The sequence below is a fragment of the Ruegeria sp. genome (assembly GCF_965243365.1).
Lineage (GTDB): Bacteria > Pseudomonadota > Alphaproteobacteria > Rhodobacterales > Rhodobacteraceae > Ruegeria.
The window spans coordinates 91,315-109,343 of the sequence record NZ_CBDEUW010000001.1; the positions used below are offsets into that span (position 1 = coordinate 91,315).

At 57.3% G+C, this 18,029-nt stretch carries 10 protein-coding genes; 5 read left to right on the top strand and 5 right to left on the bottom strand.

The features are described 5' to 3' along the window. Positions 1-2: 2 nt before the first annotated feature. Positions 3-2,051: a dockerin type I domain-containing protein gene (locus ACP0GE_RS00460; protein WP_424830047.1), complete on the bottom strand. Its 2,049-nt coding sequence runs from the start codon at positions 2,049-2,051 to the stop codon at positions 3-5. A gap of 222 nt (positions 2,052-2,273) precedes the next feature. Here ACP0GE_RS00460 and ACP0GE_RS00465 point away from each other — a divergent pair, with 222 nt between their 5' ends. The 5 genes from ACP0GE_RS00465 (at position 2,274) to ACP0GE_RS00485 (ending at position 11,724) form a co-directional block, all read left to right on the top strand. Beyond that, positions 2,274-6,098 carry an Ig-like domain-containing protein gene (locus ACP0GE_RS00465; RefSeq protein WP_424830048.1) on the top strand — a complete coding sequence of 1,275 codons (3,825 nt, stop codon included), beginning with the start codon at positions 2,274-2,276 and terminating at the stop codon, positions 6,096-6,098. A gap of 63 nt (positions 6,099-6,161) precedes the next feature. After that, complete coding sequence (locus ACP0GE_RS00470) at positions 6,162-6,983, top strand: SapC family protein (RefSeq protein ID WP_424830049.1); 822 nt, start codon at positions 6,162-6,164, stop codon at positions 6,981-6,983. Then, on the top strand, positions 6,973-8,304 hold the full coding sequence (locus ACP0GE_RS00475; RefSeq protein ID WP_424830050.1) for a TolC family protein: 1,332 nt from the start codon (positions 6,973-6,975) through the stop codon (positions 8,302-8,304). The genes ACP0GE_RS00470 and ACP0GE_RS00475 overlap by 11 nt, the downstream gene beginning before the upstream one ends. Beyond that, entirely contained in the window at positions 8,304-10,430 is a 2,127-nt protein-coding gene (locus tag ACP0GE_RS00480) for a type I secretion system permease/ATPase (RefSeq protein WP_424830051.1), read from the top strand. The genes ACP0GE_RS00475 and ACP0GE_RS00480 overlap by 1 nt, the downstream gene beginning before the upstream one ends. Continuing rightward, entirely contained in the window at positions 10,414-11,724 is a 1,311-nt protein-coding gene (locus ACP0GE_RS00485; protein WP_424830052.1) for an HlyD family type I secretion periplasmic adaptor subunit, read from the top strand. Before ACP0GE_RS00480 ends, ACP0GE_RS00485 begins: the two co-directional genes overlap by 17 nt. Positions 11,725-11,796: 72 nt before the next feature. Here ACP0GE_RS00485 and ACP0GE_RS00490 read toward each other — a convergent pair whose 3' ends face one another. The 4 genes from ACP0GE_RS00490 to aspT form a co-directional block, all read right to left on the bottom strand. After that, the gene (locus tag ACP0GE_RS00490) at positions 11,797-12,498 is read right to left on the bottom strand and encodes a response regulator transcription factor (protein ID WP_424830053.1); all 702 of its coding nucleotides are present in this window, start codon (positions 12,496-12,498) and stop codon (positions 11,797-11,799) included. After that, a complete protein-coding gene (locus ACP0GE_RS00495; RefSeq protein ID WP_424830658.1) occupies positions 12,498-14,360 on the bottom strand; it encodes a PAS-domain containing protein in 1,863 nt (620 codons plus the stop codon). Before ACP0GE_RS00495 ends, ACP0GE_RS00490 begins: the two co-directional genes overlap by 1 nt. A 90-nt stretch (positions 14,361-14,450) precedes the next feature. Next, positions 14,451-16,067 carry a bifunctional aspartate transaminase/aspartate 4-decarboxylase gene (locus ACP0GE_RS00500; protein WP_424830054.1) on the bottom strand — a complete coding sequence of 539 codons (1,617 nt, stop codon included), beginning with the start codon at positions 16,065-16,067 and terminating at the stop codon, positions 14,451-14,453. A 19-nt stretch (positions 16,068-16,086) separates the two neighbouring features. After that, complete coding sequence (gene aspT, locus ACP0GE_RS00505) at positions 16,087-17,772, bottom strand: aspartate-alanine antiporter (protein WP_424830055.1); 1,686 nt, start codon at positions 17,770-17,772, stop codon at positions 16,087-16,089. Positions 17,773-18,029 lie beyond the last annotated feature (257 nt).

The following is an 18,029-nucleotide window of genomic DNA, read 5'->3' on the forward strand; positions in this document are numbered from 1 at the left end:
GGTTACGGCGTAGCTTCGACATTTCCCAACAGGATCGAGGTCATATCTGCCGTAACCGCCCCATCCACAACGGTCACGTTGACGCCGGTGTCATAGGATACATCAGACTTTGAAATCGCTGAAAGGTCAGCGTCAGCATCCAGAAACACCCATTCGGGTTCATATTCGGAAGGTTGCTGAACAGCCACTTGCAATATGGCCAATGCGTCCAACGCATTGACCGTCCCGTCCCGGGTGATGTCGGCGGCGATCAGGTTCTCCGGTGATGCCGGTCCAAAGGTCGGATCCAGACCCACCGCTATCCGCAGGACCTGCAGCGCATCCAGCGCTGAAATCTCTCCGCTGGCGGTAGAATAGGATTTCAGAATGTCTAATTCGCCGGGGAAAGTACCCGAGGGCATATCCAGTTGAAATTCGCCTTGATCGTTGGCCTGAGCGGTGATGGTCGAGCCACCACTCGGGGTGAACAGAACCTCGGCTCCATGCAGCGCCGGGTTCGTGGCCTCGGAGTCAATGGTGACAGCCCCCAGAACGCCCGGAGATGCGTTGCTGTCCGGTCCGCTGCTCAGATCAACTGGGATATGATCGGGCCCATCAAAACCAGCGCCAAAGATATCAGTGAGCGTCAAAGACCCGCCTGAGGCGGAAATCACGTCGATCGTTTCTTCCTTATATTCAATCCTTGCACCTTGGGCCGTTGTTCTAAAACTCAACTGTGCCGGTGATCGCAAGAATGGGAAATCGGTCAGATCCAATTGATCGGAGCCTGCTTGAAAGTCAGTGATGGTTGTATGGCCGCTGTCTTCGCGCAAGACAAAAGTATCTGACCCTGCGCCTCCGGTCATCGTCGTCGCGCTGGTTCCAGTGATTAGAATGTCATTCCCTGCCCCTCCGTTCAGGGTTGTGTCCAGGATCCCACCACTCAACATGTCATCCTGCGCCGTGCCGGTCACAGAGCCATACCCCTGCCGGACCTCTCCCAGGTTTGAGATGTCGACCTTCAATTGTGTTAGCCCTGCATCCTGTTGAGATGTCGCGAAAATCTGCAACTCATCACCAATATGCGCAACACTCAGCGATTCGACGTTTTGCAGGCCGGTGGACAGAGTGTCGGCGAAACTGTCCATGTGGATCAATTGCCCGTCCGGAGTAAGCGTAAACAGGGAAACCCCATCATCGCCGCCCCCTGCTACGACAAATACACGCCCGGCGACCTCGACCAACGACACGTCCTGAACGTCTCCAAACCGGGTATGCAAGGTATCCAGAGCGTGGTCCGTCGCCGTAAGCTGGCCATCGCTGCCTAACTTCATCGCTGTCAGAGAGTTACTGCCCGCCCCGGCGACTACCACCCAGGCTTCGCCGTATGCCTGTACGGTTTCGACAGCAGTGGGCGCGTTGATCCCCAAGGTTTGAATCGCACTGTCAGCGGCGACTTCGTTCAGCGTTCCGGTCGTTGGGTCCACAGAATAGGTCGTGATTGCGCTGTTAACCGCATCCGCAGCAATGACGAAGTGGTTTGTCCCGGATTGCAGAGTTTGCAGGAAGTCCGCTTGTGCTGATACCGAATCGGCAGCCGTCAGGGTCCCGTCAGCGTTGATATGATATGTGCTGATCTGATCGGTATCCGAATGGGCCAACGTCAGCATGTCGGTCGCCCCAAACGCAACCTGAACGGCGGCCGAAACATCTCCGCCGCCGATCAGGGTTCCGGTTTCCTGCAATGTGCCAATTGACCCATCGCCCAGCAAATCATAGCTGACCAGACCGGATGCGATGTCCACGTCCAGAACCAAATGATCCGCGCCGCCCAGCGCGACCGGAACGCCCTCGCGCCCGACCTGATACGCAATGGTGATGTCATAATACTGTTGATCCTGAATGACCGGGGCTGCCCCTTCGATCAGGTGCCAGGACACGATCCCTCCACCCGGGCCGCTGACGGTGAAAAGACACGTTTCACCGTTAAACGTTTTTAAAGCCGTATCGCCGATACCTGAATCGAGCGCCGTGGCCCCTGTTGCCACCACTGTTCCGAATTGAAGCATCATCACTCTCACCCACAGGCCACCCCTGGCCGTGATGTTCAAGTGAAACGATGCCCGGGCCGGAACCGAAGCAAGAATGTGGTGAAAACAAGGAGTTCGGCTTCAGTTTAACTCAAGTTTTCTGGTTCGACCGTATGGGACACCCAGCGACAACACTGATGAACATTTCCCTGCAACCCCTGGGGCGCAACCCGGTTGATTGCAGTCGCAAAATATGAGGGCACCATGACAGAAACACCTATTTTCAAGAACAATGAAACCTCGGAAAACCTGCCTGAAGGCGGGCGGCGTCATGTTCGCAAATGGATGGCATCCAAGCTGAAAAAATGGGCCGGGCGCGGACTGGCCGGAGGATTGGGTTCAACGTTGATGGCATTACCCGCTTTGGCACAAGCCACGGATTCCGAGTTGGACGCCTATCAGTTTGCTGAATCAATCCCCGGAGTACGTTCTGTAAAACTGCTGTCCAACGGTGACTTGCAGTTGAAAATGGCCGACGGGCGCACGCTGATTGTGGCCGCTGAAAACGTTCATGTGCTGGAAAACGGCGCTGTAATGATCGCGGACGCCGCGGTGAGCGAGATTGCCGAATTCGCCGCCACCGCCGAAGCGGCAGGCGCGGCAGCAGCCGGTGGTGGCGGTATCAGCGGCGCTGGTGCAGTATTGGGTGGCTTGGGTTTGGCAGGTGCAGCGGCAGCCGGTGGTGGCGGCGGTGACGATAGCGATGAGTCACCTACCACAGTCCCGACATACCCCAGCCTGAACCTTGCGGGCCTGCAGGCAACAGCGCTCAACAATATCAGCGCAAACCTCACCGCGCCTGAAGGAACTACCTCGATTGAGGTAACCATCGGTTCCCTGACAAAAACGATCATCCCCGATGCGGACGGAAACTGGAGTCTGTCGCTAACCGAAGCCGAGGCCGCCTCACTGCCGCAGGGTGTGTCGACCATAACGGTCGTGAATCTGGATAGTGAAGGCGAAGAGCTTTCGGTTCAGAATGTGGAATTCGACATCGATACGATTCCTCCGACGGTAACAATATCCGCAATCTCAGCCGGTGATGTTCTGAACGCGGCAGAGCAAGGCTCTGATCTGAATATTTCAGGCACCTCCGACGCCGAAGACGGTCAGGTTGTGACGGTTTCGGTCAATGGGCAGACATATACAGGTGAGGTGGCGACCGGAGTTTGGAACGTCTCGATCCCACCTTCGGATTTGGCGAGCCTGCCCGATGCAGCAACCATTTCGGTAACCGCGGATGTTTCCGACAGCGCGGGAAACCCGGCCATTCAGGCAACCGACAGCTTTGACACTGATTTCACTGGGCCTTCTGTGACACTCGACGCCGTGGCAGGTGGATCCATCGATCTTATCGACGTGGGAAGCGATCTGGTTCTGACAGGCACCACCACCGCCGAGGATGGTCAGATCGTTACCGTAATGCTTGACGGTCAAGAGTACACCGGAACCGCATCGGGTGGCGGCTGGACCGTAACCATTCCGGTGGCCGATCTGACGGGTCTGTCAACCGGCACGCCTGCAGCAATCAGCGTATCCGTCAGTGACGTTTCAGGGAATCCGGCAGCGCCTGTCTCGGTCTCGGTACCGGTTGATTTGACCGGCCCTTCCATCTCGATTTCCCCGCTTCCTGTCGGCGATATCATCAACTCAGCCGAGGTAGGATCTGATCTGATTGTCAGTGGCACAACCGGAAATGTGCAGGATGGTCAGCAGGTTACGGTCACGCTTGACGGGCAGACATATACCGGAACCGTGTCCGGCGGAGGCTGGAGCGTAACCGTGCCCAGCGCCGATCTAAGCGCGCTGGCCGATGGCGGTACCTTCACGGTAACGGCAGACGTTTCGGATACGGATGGATTGAATGCCCCTCAGGCCAATGTCGGCGTGTCCAAAGATGTGACTGCTCCAAGTCTGAGCATCGACAGCTTCTCGGATGGGGCCGTGATGAATGCTGCGGAACAGGGAACCGACCTGACGATTATAGGATCAACCGACGCAGAAGACGGACAGACAGTGTCAGTCTCGTTGAACGGACAAAGCTATACCGGCACAGTGGCGGGTGGCGGGTGGAGTGTAACTGTACCAGCCTCTGACCTCGGTGCGCTTTCGGACGGGACAACCATAAACGTCACAGCGGATGTAACAGATGCAGCCGGGAACCCGGCAATACAGGCATCGGACAGCTTTGCGACGGACTTTACCGCACCGTCTTTAGCCATTTCCTCACTGTCCGATGGCGCGGTCATGAACAGCGCCGAACAAGGAACGAATCTGGTAGTCACCGGAACATCCGATGCTGCGGACGGAACCCTCGTTTCAATCGAGATCACTCGGCCGGATGGTACGATAGACGTAAGCGGCACGGCCACCGTGTCGGGCGGAAGCTGGAGCTTTACTGCATCCCCCACTGCGCTGGGTGCCTTGCAGGATGGTGTGACCTACAATGTGGATGCTTCAGTTTCAGATGCGGCTGGCAACTCGACATCGGTCAACAGCAGCTTTGTAACAGATTTTACGGCACCCACGATTTCACTGGATCCCTTGCCTACCGGCCCTGAACTCGACGTTGTAGAACAGGGAGCTGACCTTGCCATCTCGGGCACGACCTCAGCCGTGGATGGGCAGTTGGTGACAGTCAACCTGAATGGTCAGGACTACACAGCCACTGTCTCGGGTGGGGTGTGGACAGCGACCATTCCCAGCGGTGACTTGGCCACCCTTTCTGACGGCACAAATTATACCGTGACCGCCTCGGTGCAGGACGTATCGGGCAACCCGTCCACGGATGCGACAACGTCGCTGACCACGGATTTTCGACCGATCCTGAACATGGATCCAATTGGTGTAAACGACGCCCTCGGACTAGGGGAAATTCAGGCGTCAGGTCTGACGATCACCGGAACATCAATTGGTCTAGGCGCGGGCCAGACCGTAGATGTGACACTCAACTCGGGCTCCATCGGCACCGCAACCGTCGCTGGTGATGGCAGTTGGAGCCTGACCGTCCCAGCATCGAGCTTCACGGGGTTCGACGAAGAAAACATGATGAACTTCCAGGCTCAAGCGACGGTTTCAGGCGGCTCTGATCCCTTGCCCGCGACTGATCAAGTCGTAACACACGCACCGGCCGCCTATATCATCACGCAGGCCGGACAATCGGGTTCAACGATCACGTTCGAAATCTACGCGGATTCGGATCGAGATATCTCCAGCGGGCTTGCGGTGACAACTCAGCTTGAGTTCGACCCCTCCGTCGTGACGTATGACACCGGATCAGACGTTGAGAACAGCGATTTTGACCTGTTTCTCGCCAACCCCACCAGCCCAACCACGGTTAGCTTTGGTGGAGCGGCAACAAGCTATAGCGACCTGTCGCAACCCATCCTTACCTTCACCATGACGGTTCAGGACCCCACCCAACCTATCGAACTGAAACTCACAACCGAAGATGGCGGACCAACTCAATTTGTATTGGGGACAGGTACCGCGGACACTTTGACCGGTTCGAATATCGATGACGTGATCCGAGGCGGCGCAGGGGATGACACCATCGACATCTCAGGCGCCGGGCGGGATGTCGTTGTTTTCGAGGCCAACCCGTCGGCCAACGGCGTAGATACGATCAGTGGCTTCACGCTTGGCCCATCAGCAGATGTATCTGACGCACTGATGTTTCACGGGCTGGACGTAACGTCGCTACGCGGCGACGGGACGGGCGTAGAAAGCCTGAACGTAGGAGATACGCTTGGAACAAACACAGGTTTCGTCGGCCTGCAAACAACCCTTGCCGACCTTTCAACTGGGACAATTGCATCGGCGGTCGAAGGACTAAGCGGAGCTCAGGCCGGAGATGAGATCTATGTTCTGGCCACAGATGGAACAGACAGTGTTTTGGTCAAGGTGGACTATTCGGCACCCGACGGCGCCTCGGTGGAAACGCTCGCCCAATTTGAGGACCTGTCGGACCTGAGCAGTTTAACGGCCGACAATATCCTCCATACCGACCCGACAGGCGCGACGGCTTGATCGGGGCACAGGAATTCAGCCATGCGACGAACCGCATAGCTGGCTCAAACTCGGAGGGTTGATATGGCAGAGAACGGCCTTTTCCCGGTCAGCGTCAAACGTCACCGGGATCGCTACTGGCGCAGGTACAGATCGTACGATTTCGCGCAATACGTCAGTGAATGCGTATTGGTTGACGACGAAATTTGCCCGGCGGCAGCAGCCTTTCCAATTGTTTTTCGAAAGGACGCCAGCGGCGTTTCCCCCGTCGCCGTACTTTCAATGAACAAGGCTGCAGGGACACCGTTCGTGTCACCTGATGGCAGTTGGCTGGCGGGCTATGTCCCCTCTGCCCTTCGCTGTCATCCATTCTTGGCGGAACCTTCGTCAGAGGCATCTTTGGGCACCAATAGTCCACGCAGGCTCTTTGTGGATGAGGCGTCGGGTCTTGTGACGGATGATTCCCGGGATCAAGCCTTTTTCACCACCCACGGCACACTGACTTCAGATCTCGATAACATCCTCAAATTCTTTGAGTACCGTCAATTCGCACTGTCGCGAACACGCACGCTTTGCTCACTTTTGGAAAAGTTGGGGCTATTCAATCCACTTGAGCAGCCGACAACGGCTGCTCTGCCTGGCGGTTTGCACGAGGTCGACGTCACAAAACTGCAAAACCTACCGCGGGATCAGATCGCCGTCTTGTTCAACGGTGGTGCCCTGCAAATGGTCCAGGCCCATCAGGTTTCATTATCGCATTTCGGTTGGATGATACGTGCCCAACGACGCCATTCCGTAGCCCCCCAACGTGATGAGGCAAGTACCGGGTTAAACGGTTTCATGTCCGCTCTGGCAGCCGAAGCCGTGGTGACTCAACAAGATTGGGAGGTGCCCTGTGCGGTATAACCTCATGTTCTGCGCCATCTATTCCATTGGTTTGGCATTCGGCCTGTCTGCCTGCACTTCAGCGCCTGATCTGACAACCGTCGAAATGTCGTTTGCCAGCGAAAGCCCTGTTGCTGCCGTGGTGTCCGGATCAGTTGCAAAAAGTGCATTTGGAAAACGGGTGCGTGAGGCTGTGCAGAACAGCCCGACCTTGGCACAAAGCGATACTCGGATGGACATCGCTCGGGCTGAGAAGGACGCTGCACAAGGCGCTTTTCTTCCTCAGGTTTCGCTGGGGTTGAACGCCCGGTCAGAGCGGATCAACTCGGACATTGCCGATGTGTCTCCCTATTTGCGGGTGTCTCAACTGGTCTATGACGGGGGCGCGGCGCGCGGCGACCTGACCGCTGCGCGCGCGCGGGTATTGGAAAGTCGCGGCGACCAGATTCAAACCGCGGCCTCCACCGCCTTGGCCGCCGTTGAAACTTATGTTCTGGTTCTGAATCACCGCGATATTTTGGAAATTTCTAGCCAGAATGTCGAAGTTCACGAAGAGATTGAGGGACAGATCTCTGACCGCGTGGCCGGAGGGTTGGGATCCAACGCGGATGTGCTGACCGCACGGTCACGGAGCGCGGATGCCAGAACCAGACACGCCGACGCCAGGGCACGGTTGGACAAGGCGGAAGCGCGGTTTCGCGAGGTCTTTGGCGCGGCGCCGGGCCCGTTGCCACCCCCGATCGCCGCGCCCGAACTGACCCTCAGCAGCACACAGATTATCAAGGACAGCCCCCAGATACGCCGGGCAGATGCCAACCTGATAGCCGCCAAAGCAGAATTGGCGGCTGCGCAAGCCCGCCGTCAGCCGGATCTGCGCCTTGCGGCTTTTGCCAATCAGGACGACAGAAAGGGCGCGAATTTTGGTGTGGATTTGTCTTTCAACTACGAAATTGACAGCACCGGCCAAAGACGCGCCACCATTGCCGCGGCCGAAGCACGGGTCAGAGACTCAGAAGCAAACCGCGATGCTTTGATCCGGGAGATCGGGCGAGAGTTGGACTTCATCCGGTCCGATCAAAAAGCCGGGGCGGAACGTTTGCGCGATGCGCAGGCCGCCGTTCGCGCAAATTCTGACAGCGTCGCGGCAACACGGGCCCAGTTCACCATCGGTCGCAGAAACCTGATCGAGATCCTGGATGCACAACGAGACTATGTGAATGCGCAGGAACGCTTGATCCTGGCCGAGCAGAACTTCTTTTTGACCAATTACGCCGCCCTGAGTCTGACAGGCGACATTCTGAACCTGTTCGGCATCACCTTGACCCAATGGGATAGTCTGTAATGACAGATGCGCGGCTGACTGACCTGGAATCCTGCCTGATCCACGTGGCCAACAAACTTGAACGCCCCCTGACCGTGGCCGCCATTCAAGCGGCACAATCGGGTGGCAGCGACGGCTTGACTGTTCGCGATGCAATCACCGCGGCAAACCGGGTCGGACTTCAGGCCGGTTTTGGGGAACGCAAGCTGTCCGCTTTCGATGCCGATTTGACTCCTGCGATCCTGCTTCTGGAAGGCGATCGCACGGTCGTCTACTATGGCCGTTCGTCATCCGGCGATTTGCTGATCCACGATCCCCTCATCGATGAAGGTATCGGAGAGGTAAGCGAAAGCCAGTTGCACGATACCTATACCGGCTATGCACTGCTGTTTCGACGCGAATATCACGAGCCATCTAAGTCCGAACAGGTGAAACTGAGCAACCATTGGTTCTGGTCGGCCATTGCCGCGAACCGCTGGTCCTATACCCAGGTCGCGTTGGCGGCAGCACTGACAAATGTACTGGGGCTGTCCACCTCGGTATTCATCATGATTGTATACGATCGGGTGCTTCCGAATGAAGCAACCGAGTCCCTGATTGCCCTGACAACCGGCGTGTGTCTGGCTTTGATTTTCGACTTCATCCTCAAAATACTGCGCGCGGGTTTCATCGACCGGGCCGGACAGAAAGCGGATATGTTCATGGGGCGGCGTGTCTTTGATCAGCTGCTCGATATCCGCATGACCTCTCGCACCGGGTCGACAGGCGCCGTGGCCAGCACGGTACGTGAGTTCGAAACACTGCGCGAATTTTTTACCTCCGCCACGCTGGTCGCGGTCGTAGACCTGCCGTTTATCGGATTGTTTATCTTCACCATCTACATGGTCGGCGGCCCGCTGGCTGCGATTCCGGCACTGGCGGTTCCAATCGTTTTGATCACCGGCCTCGCAATCCAACCCCTGCTCTCCCGACTGGCCGAGGAGAGTTTCGCGGATGGTCAATCCAAACAATCCGTACTGGTCGAAGCCGTCTCGGGTCTTGAGACGGTCAAAACCACTGCCGCAAGCCAGAAAATGCGCAATCGGTGGCAAAATGCGCTCGAAAGACAGTCAAACCACGGGATACGCAGCAGGGCCATCACCCAGCTGGCGCTAAATCTCACCGGGTTTACCCAACAGGCGGCGCAGGTGCTGATTGTGTTTTATGGGGTGTTTCTGATCGCCGGCGGACAGGCGAGCATGGGGGCGTTGGTAGCGTCGGTGATGTTGACGGGTCGGGCCCTGGCACCTTTGGCCCAGCTGGCGCAAACCCTCACGCGCGTCAATCATGCACGCAGCGCCTATCGAAACCTCGACGCCTTGATGCGTGCGGACAGCGAACGCCCGGCTGGGAAGACCTGGATCAGCCGCCCCAGTTTCAACGGCAGCATCACATTCAACAATGTGTACTTTGCCTATCCCGATCAGGTCGAGGATGCCCTGAAAGGTGTGTCTTTTACCATTGCTCAGGGGGAGAAGGTGGCGATTCTGGGTCGGATCGGATCGGGTAAAAGCACGGTCGCCCGCCTGATGCTGGGCCTCTACCAGCCGCGTGTTGGATCGGTGATGATGGACGGGTTGGATATCCGGCAGATCGATCCGGGCGACCTCAGGCGCAATATCGGTTCCGTCCTGCAAGAGGTTTGGCTGTTTTCAGGAACGATACGTGACAATATCAACGCTGGCACCATTCGGCCACGCGACGACGACCTGATCCGGGCGGGTCGTATTGCCGGAGTGGAAAACTTCATCGCCCGGAACCCCTGCGGGTACGATATGCCATTGGCCGAGCGGGGCGAAGGGCTGTCGGGCGGCCAACGTCAAGCGATTACGTTGGCCCGGGCGCTGATCGGGCAGCCTCCAGTGTTGTTACTGGATGAACCCACCAGCGCGATGGACGTCAAGAATGAGGCCGAGGTTATCGCTCGTCTGAAAGAAGCAACACAAGATACCACGATGGTGATCGTGACCCATCGCACAAGCTTGTTAGAGCTGGTTGACAGGGTCATCGTCATCGAGGACGGGCAAGTTGGCGTGGACGGGCCCAAAAGCCTGTTGGCGGAACATGCAAAAAAGCCTCGGAGGCATTTGAATGTCGCGGCATCCTGATCTGGATCGACTGGCGCGTGAAATGCGCGGTCGGTCCCCTTTACGTGGATCAATTTTGTTGTTCGTCATTTTGGCATGTCTGGTGACAGCCGGAATATGGGCCTATTTGACCGAGCTGGACGATGTCGTGCGGGCCGATGGGCGCGTCGTGCCATCCGGCGACATTCAATTGATCGAAGCGACAGAGCCCGGTGTCTTGCTGGCCATTCACGTGCGCGAGGGCGAGATTGTGGATACAGGAACGCTGTTGATGGAGTTCGACGCGACACAAATCGACAGCGAGCTGAGCCGTGAACAACAGCGTGCCTTTGGGCTGATGGCGCGCACGCAAAGGCTGCAGGCCGAGATCGATGGAACGGAGTTGACGTTTGATGCCCGGCTGATCCAGGGGGCACCGGAAGTTGTCCGGTCAGAGACCGCTTTGTATCTGGGACGGCAAGCGGAATTGACGGCCGAGATCGCCATCCTGGAGCGTCAGCGCCAACAGCGCCGGCAGGAATACGAAGAAGGTCTGGTCGATCAGGTCATGGCAGATGAGACGCTTTTGGTGTTGGCGGAAGAGCGTGCGATAATGGCCCCTCTTGTCGAACAACGGATGGAACCGGCCACAACGTTGCTGGCGTTGCGGCGCAGCGAGGCAGAGTGGAAGGGCCGCAAAGTCCGGGCAGAAGCAATGATCAGCCGGCTCCGGTCCGGGTTGGACGAGGTTGACGATCGGATCAAATCAGTTCGCAGCCGATTTCGCAGTGCGGCCTTGACTGATCTGGCGTTGGCAACTGCGGAATTGGCCACCCTTCAACCTGCCCTGCCTGCCCTGCGCAATCGCGCCGATCGAGCGCAAGTTCGTACTCCGGTCCGAGGTGTCGTCAATCGGATTCACCGGTCCACCATCGGCGGGTTGGCCCGGAGCGGCGAGGAATTGATCGAAATCGTTCCACTGGATGACAGTTTGCTGGTCGAAGCCTATGTCAGGCCCGAGGATATCGGGTTTTTGTACGCAGGGCAGCGCGTCAAAGTCAAAATTACGGCCTACGATTTTGCCAGGTATGGTGGCCTGCAAGGCGAAATCGTCCGGATCGGCGCCAATACAATAACGCGGTCCGAACGTAATGACGAAGAAGTCTTCGTCGTTGAAATCCGAACCGAGAACACGATGCTGGACGCCGGCGGCGTTGCCGTTGAAATTATCCCCGGCATGGTTGCCGAGGTGGATGTTCTGGCGGGTCGCAAGACGGTTTTGGAGTACTTGATTCAGCCGGTGCTCAAGATCAAGAATCAGGCGTTGCGTGAATGAATCGATTGGAGTTTGATCAAGCTGTGCATCTGCCATCTCTGAGCAACAGCCCGAAACGCGAGTATCAGGCCTTCAACGCCATTTGACATCTCCGAGAAAGATATAGCCCGCACCGTAGATCGTCTTGATCAGCCTTGGGTTTTTGGGGTCCTCACCAAGCTTTGTGCGCAACCTGGAAATTCGCACATCCATAGCGCGGTCGAAACTGTCGCCAGCCCCGCTGCCCAGCATTTCCTGCATCCGGCTGCGGCTGATCAATCGTTTCGGGCTTTCCAGGAACAGGCGCAAAACCTCACCTTCGGCATGGCTGAACGGCGTTTCAGCACCCTCGGCATCGATCAGCACATACCGGTCAAACTGCGCCGTCCAACCGTTGAATTCGGCAACTTCTGACGTTTGTACACCGGTCCGTGGCCCACGCAGACGCGCGCGTATGCGGGCCACAACTTCGGCCGGATCAAACGGTTTGGTGATGTAATCATCGGCCCCTAGTTCAAGCCCGGTCACGCGATCCTGCACCTGCGCGCGGCCCGAGATGATAATCACCGCCGCCCCTTGCTCCAACGCCAGCCGATGGACCAAGGCAAGACCATCTGTATCGGGCAAAGACAGGTCGACAAGGCAGACATCGGGCGTAACGCGCTTCAGTGACGCCTCGAATTCGCGCGCGCGGGAAAAGCTCTGCGTTCGAAACCCAGCTTCTTCCAGTGAATCGGTCAGGATGCGCCGGATTTCCGGTTCATCGTCCAGAATGGTCACCAACGGTTGTGACATCAGGCGGCCTCGGTTCTGATCAGCGCAGATAGTTGCGCCTGGGTAAAGGGTTTGTGCAGCACCGGCGCCAAGGTCAGAGCCTGACGGTGCAACGGATCGGAATAGGGCAGTGACGTCATCAAAATGCAAGGGATTGCGTTCTGGAGGCGGTGGATTAGGTCAAGCCCAGTCTCGTCCCCCTGTAGGCGGATATCCGACAGCACCATGCTGATATCTCCGATATCGCCCGTCAAGGTCATGGCCTCTTCGACCGAGGTCGCCTCAATAACCGCGCATCCCAGGTCGACCAGCATGTCGCGGAACTGACTGCGCAACTCGTCCTGATCCTCGACCAGAAGTACCAGACCGGATTGCGCAGGCGGCGCCGGACGATACGGCAGGCGCAGAATGACCGACGCGCCGGACGGCGTGTTTCGCAGCTGCAAGTCCCCCCCAGCCAATTTGACGGTGTCATAGACCATCGGCAAACCCAAACCGGACCCATCGCTGCCCTTTGTTGTGAAGAACGGATTCAGCGCGTTCTGCAAGGCCTCGGCCGAGAACCCCGGACCAGTGTCCGAGACGGTGATCTCTGCCCAGATTCTACCGATAGCATGGGCACTGATGGTGATTTGCCCGGATGTGCCACAGGCGTCCCGCGCATTCAGGACAAGGTTCAACAGCGCATCTTGAACCATGCCAGGATCCAACATCAACGGCTTGTCCGGCAAGGTATTGACTACCGAGAACCCCATGCCCCGAGGCAAGGATGGCGAGGCCAGAATACGCAGATCCTCTAACAACGCCCGTATATCGGTTGCCTGCGGCTGCGGTGTCCTGTTCCCGGTCATGTCGGCGATGCGATTCAGCAACTGCCCGCCGCGCCGCGCGGTCTGCTGGGTGGCGACGACCAACTCGGCCGCTTCATCCGAGAGGTTCATTTTGGCCAGCTTTGCCTGCATCCCCAGAATGATGGTCAGCAAGTTCGAGAAATCATGTGCCAGCCCGCTGGTCATCTGCGCCGCCATTTCCCGGCGGCGGGTTTGCTGCAAAGCGACACGCGCCTGCGTTTCTTCGGTGATATCAACCGACATGACATAAACGCCGCCAGTGCCGTCCGGCGTAAAGGATACTCGAATCCGGCGCTGGTCCTGGTCTTCGGTAAACTCAAATACGGACACCTGACCACCATAGGCCTTTTCGAGATGAGGTTTGACCCGTTCGTAAGCCGCCGCCCCCAGCGCCTGTGAAATATGAAGCCCCAGAATTTCAGAGGGCCGCCCCGGCATCACAGCACTGAGGCGTCGGTTGGAATAATCATACCGCGCGTCACCATCCAGATGCGCGATATGGGCCGGCATCATCTCGGTCGTCATACGCGTGCGCGCTTCGATCTCGGTGAGTTGCCGCTTGGCCTCCTCCAACGCGGTGATCGTAGCGGCCAGTTTCCGGTTCGAGGCCGAAAGTTCTTCGGCCCGGTTCAACAACTGTTCGGACAACTCCTCGGATCTTGCCCTCAGCATGTCCTCGGCCTGTTTCGTGCGGGTGATATCCGTATAAACCGTCACCCAGCCGCCGGTGGGCAAAGGTGCGCCTTCGACGGAAATCACCTGCCCGTTCGGGCGGGTGCGTTCCATATAGTGGGGCTCAAACGCCAGGGCCTGCTCGACCCGTTGGGAAACCATTTCCTCCACATCCGAAGCGTTGCCGTATTCGCCCCTGCTTGCCAAAAAGTGGATCGTGTCGCGGAACAGGGCACCGGGTTGAACCAGTTCGTCCGGCAGGTCGAACATTTCCTGAAATCGCAGGTTGCACAAAACCAGCCGCAACTGACTGTCATAGATCGACAAGGCCTGACCGATCAGGTTCAGGCCCGTGGTCATCGCTTTGATGCGCTGTTTGTTGACGTCCAAAACCATCCTCCCCTGCGCCTATGGGTAGCACCAGTTCAGGCGCAGGTGTAGGGGACAGGTCTATCCATGCAGTGGCAAGTTGTTCGCCGCGCGGTAGGCCTGCACGTAACCTCGGGCAACCGAGCGCACCGCCGTACCGATTTGCGAATAGGCCTCATCCGGAAGATTTGCAAAAGAGACGCGCGCAGACCAGCCCGGAGCGTCGAAGCCACTGCCGTTCAAAAGAACGATCCCGTAGTCCTCGGCCAGTTTGAACGCGATATCCAACGGGTGCACATTTTGCTTAATCCACGCCACAACGTCTTCACCCACATATTTCCGTAACCAGAATTCAAAGTCGATGATGCCGTAGTATGCGTCGTAATGTTCGCCGGCTTTGACTTCGACGCCCATCGCATCCGTCAACAGTTTGAAGCGTCGGTGTACAAGCTCCATACAGGCTTTTTGATAGGCTTTCTTGGTATCCACCAACTCACACAGAGAAAACAGCGTCATCATCACCTGCTGTGGCAATGAAAGACCTGCAGTGTGATTGAGGGCGACGTCGCGACTATCGGCCACCAGCCGATCGATGAACCGAATGTCGCGCGGCGTCAGGCTGAGCGTTCCATAGCGCTTGTCGAGCACCTCTTTGATCTCATCAGGATGGCCCGCCAGTTTGAGGTCAAATATATTGTCTTGCGCCACCGCAATGACACCCAGCCGCCAACCGGTACAGCCGAAATACTTCGAATAGGAATAAACCCCGATAGTATTGCGCGGCAGATGCCCCATGACTGAAGTAAAGTCATGCACAAACGTGCCATATACATCGTCGGTCAGAACGATCAGATCGGGCCTGTGGTTTTCCACCAGATCAGCCAGTTTCCGCAATGACCCAGTGCTGAGCGCGACCGAAGACGGGTTGCCGGGATTCACCAGAAAGAACGCTTTGACCTTCGGATCCTTCAGCTTTTCAACCGCTGCATCGGTCAGCTGAAACCCATCCTCTTCATCCGTATCTACATGGACCGACTCAAGGCTGTAGTCTTCAAGTTCCGGCATTTCGAGATAGGGCGTGAAAATCGGGGTGCACAGGGCAATTGTGTCACCCGGATTCAGCAGCCGGTTCGCCTTGAGCGTTTTGAAGATATAGCACATCGCCGCCGTGCCGCCTTCAACGGCAAACAGGTCAAATTGTGCATCCGGGCGATGCCCGGAACACATCGCCCACATCAGATATTCATGTGCAATGGCGGCGTTGTGCTTCAGGATGCGGTCAGGCACCGGGTAATTGTCGCCTATGATGGAATCCGTCAGCTCGTGCACAAAGGCGTCCGCGTCAAAGTCAAAGGCCGCGATGGCGTGCCCAACGACATCGACCAAGGTATCGACGCCCGGCGTATTGGCGTTTTCGGCCGCCCAATCCTGCAATCGGGCATGGCAGCCTTGCAAAGCGGGCATTCCACCCAGACCGGCAGGATGGTTCATAACCCGCTTGGACTCGGTAATTGCGAACTGGCCAAGGGCAAAAAACGCCTCGCGCGGGCTGGTGGCGACCCAGTTGGGGTTGCCACGTCCGGCATTCAGAAAGGCGCTGTTGGCCTTGCGCGCCTCGGCCGAGGCCAGCTGGATCAGTTCATCCTTGATTTGAAACGGGCTGAGCGCTTCGTAATCGTGCAGCTTCACTCTATCCATCGATCAAACCTTTCCAAAATCAACTGAGGATCAAAACCACGACCATTCCGAAAATGGTCAGTAACGTATTGCCGATGGCATAGGGCATACCGTAGCCAAGGGCAGGAATACGGCTTTGTGCGGCTTCTTGAATCATCCCAAGTGCGGCAGTTGTGGTCCGCGCGCCTGCACAGGCTCCGAACAAGATGGCCGGGTGAAACTTGAAGACGTAGTGGCCAACATAGACCGAGAAAATCATTGGCAATGATGTCGCGACAATGCCCCATAGCAGCAACGCCACCCCGGCCTGCTGCAGCCCGGCAACAAATCCCGGACCTGCGGTAATGCCGATCACCGCGATGAACACGTTCAGACCCAGGGTGTTCATCAGCCACAAGGCGGGGCCGGGAATGCGCCCAAAGGTCGGGTGAACCGTGCGCAGCCAACCCAGCACCAACCCCGCCAACAATGCGCCGCCGGTCGTGGACAGGCTGATCGGAAACCCACCGATCATGATGGCCAGCGTACCGATTATGCCACCGACAAAAATGCCCCAACCCACAAAGGCAAGGTCGGTTGTGTCCACGGGGCGGTCCGCATAACCGATCTCGGCGATTGCAGCCTCAACATGCCGTTTGCTGCCTTGCAGGGTCATGATATCCCCTCGGTGCACCACGGTACCAGGCAACATAGGCAGGTCGAGCATGTTGCGCATCAGCTTCGACAGGTATACGCCCCGGGCAATTGACATTTTGCTTAGTTCTTCCAACGTCTTGCCGTGCACCTCTTTACTGGTGATCAGAACATCCAGTTTTTCGGATGGGATACTCAGCAGGTCCGGTGCGTCGGCCTCCTTCAGGCTGGTTTCGAGCAACCCTACCAGATCGGCGCGACGTCCCGAGAACATGACAACGTCACCGGGCTGCAGGATTGTATCATCATTCACTTCGATTATCTGGCCTGCGCGACGCAGCCGCTCGGCATAGATGCGCACACCGGGCAGCAGATCCTTGACCGGCTTGCCCAGCAAATCGCTGCCATCGGGGATCTCAAAAGCACGCGCCTCGATTGCGCGGTAACCGGAAACGATTCCTTCGCCGGTTTCGATGTTCGTACTACCGCCCAGTTTGGCCTCGTATTCCTTGCAGGCCGCCACCAGATCGACCCCAATCAGGCGGGGCCCGATTTTGGCCAGAATGATGGCCGAGCCAATGGTGCCGTAGATATAGGTCACTGCATACGCGACCGGAATCTGGTTGGCATAGGTCTTGGCCTGATCCGCCGACAATCCCAGTTGGCCAATCTGATCCGTCGCAACGCCAATGGCCGCCGAGATCGTTTGCGACCCGGCATAAAGACCGGCGGCATACCCAAGTTCAAGCCCTGCCACTTTGGCAGCCACAAGCGGCACAATCAGACACAGGGCCAGCACACTCAGTGCAAAAAAGACTTCTCGCGCGCCATCTACCTTCAGACCGCGCATGAACTGTGGGCCAACCCCATACCCAACCGCAAAAATGAAAAGGATGAAAAAGGTCGATTTGACAGCAGAATCGATCTCGATATGCGCCTGCCCGATCACCACCGCCGCCAGCAGGGTGGCCGTGACTGTTCCCAGGCTAAACCCCATCAGCTTCCATGGGCCAATCAGAAATCCGATGCCAATGGACAGAAAAACCGCCAGTTCCGGATAGGTTTGCAAAATATTCACGAACCAGTCGATCATGGATGCCCCCAATACAAGCCGGTGCCAAAACCGTACGAAGCGCAGACAGACCCATTGGTGGGATTACGTGGGTCTAATGCCACTCAATCAAAACTAGAAATTTGAATGCAACGATACCGTTAGCAACTCGTTTGTCTAGATTTTTTGAGTCGCGTGGCAAAGCACTTAGACCGAGCCAACTGTCACAACTGCGCATCCTGCGACCAAAATATCTTTGTGACCGGAACAAACCCGTTGCAGCTCTGGGACGTTTCACA

What these genes read in the sequence shown, in the direction of transcription:
- aspT (WP_424830055.1), bottom strand. Translation starts at nt 17,772, where the DNA reads ATGATCGACTGGTTCGTGAATATTTTGCAAACCTATCCGGAACTGGCG.
- ACP0GE_RS00480 (WP_424830051.1), top strand. Translation starts at nt 8,304, where the DNA reads ATGACAGATGCGCGGCTGACTGACCTGGAATCCTGCCTGATCCACGTG.
- ACP0GE_RS00490 (WP_424830053.1), bottom strand. Translation starts at nt 12,498, where the DNA reads ATGTCACAACCGTTGGTGACCATTCTGGACGATGAACCGGAAATCCGG.
- ACP0GE_RS00460 (WP_424830047.1), bottom strand. Translation starts at nt 2,051, where the DNA reads ATGATGCTTCAATTCGGAACAGTGGTGGCAACAGGGGCCACGGCGCTC.
- ACP0GE_RS00495 (WP_424830658.1), bottom strand. Translation starts at nt 14,360, where the DNA reads ATGACCACGGGCCTGAACCTGATCGGTCAGGCCTTGTCGATCTATGAC.
- ACP0GE_RS00465 (WP_424830048.1), top strand. Translation starts at nt 2,274, where the DNA reads ATGACAGAAACACCTATTTTCAAGAACAATGAAACCTCGGAAAACCTG.
- ACP0GE_RS00500 (WP_424830054.1), bottom strand. Translation starts at nt 16,067, where the DNA reads ATGGATAGAGTGAAGCTGCACGATTACGAAGCGCTCAGCCCGTTTCAA.
- ACP0GE_RS00485 (WP_424830052.1), top strand. Translation starts at nt 10,414, where the DNA reads ATGTCGCGGCATCCTGATCTGGATCGACTGGCGCGTGAAATGCGCGGT.
- ACP0GE_RS00470 (WP_424830049.1), top strand. Translation starts at nt 6,162, where the DNA reads ATGGCAGAGAACGGCCTTTTCCCGGTCAGCGTCAAACGTCACCGGGAT.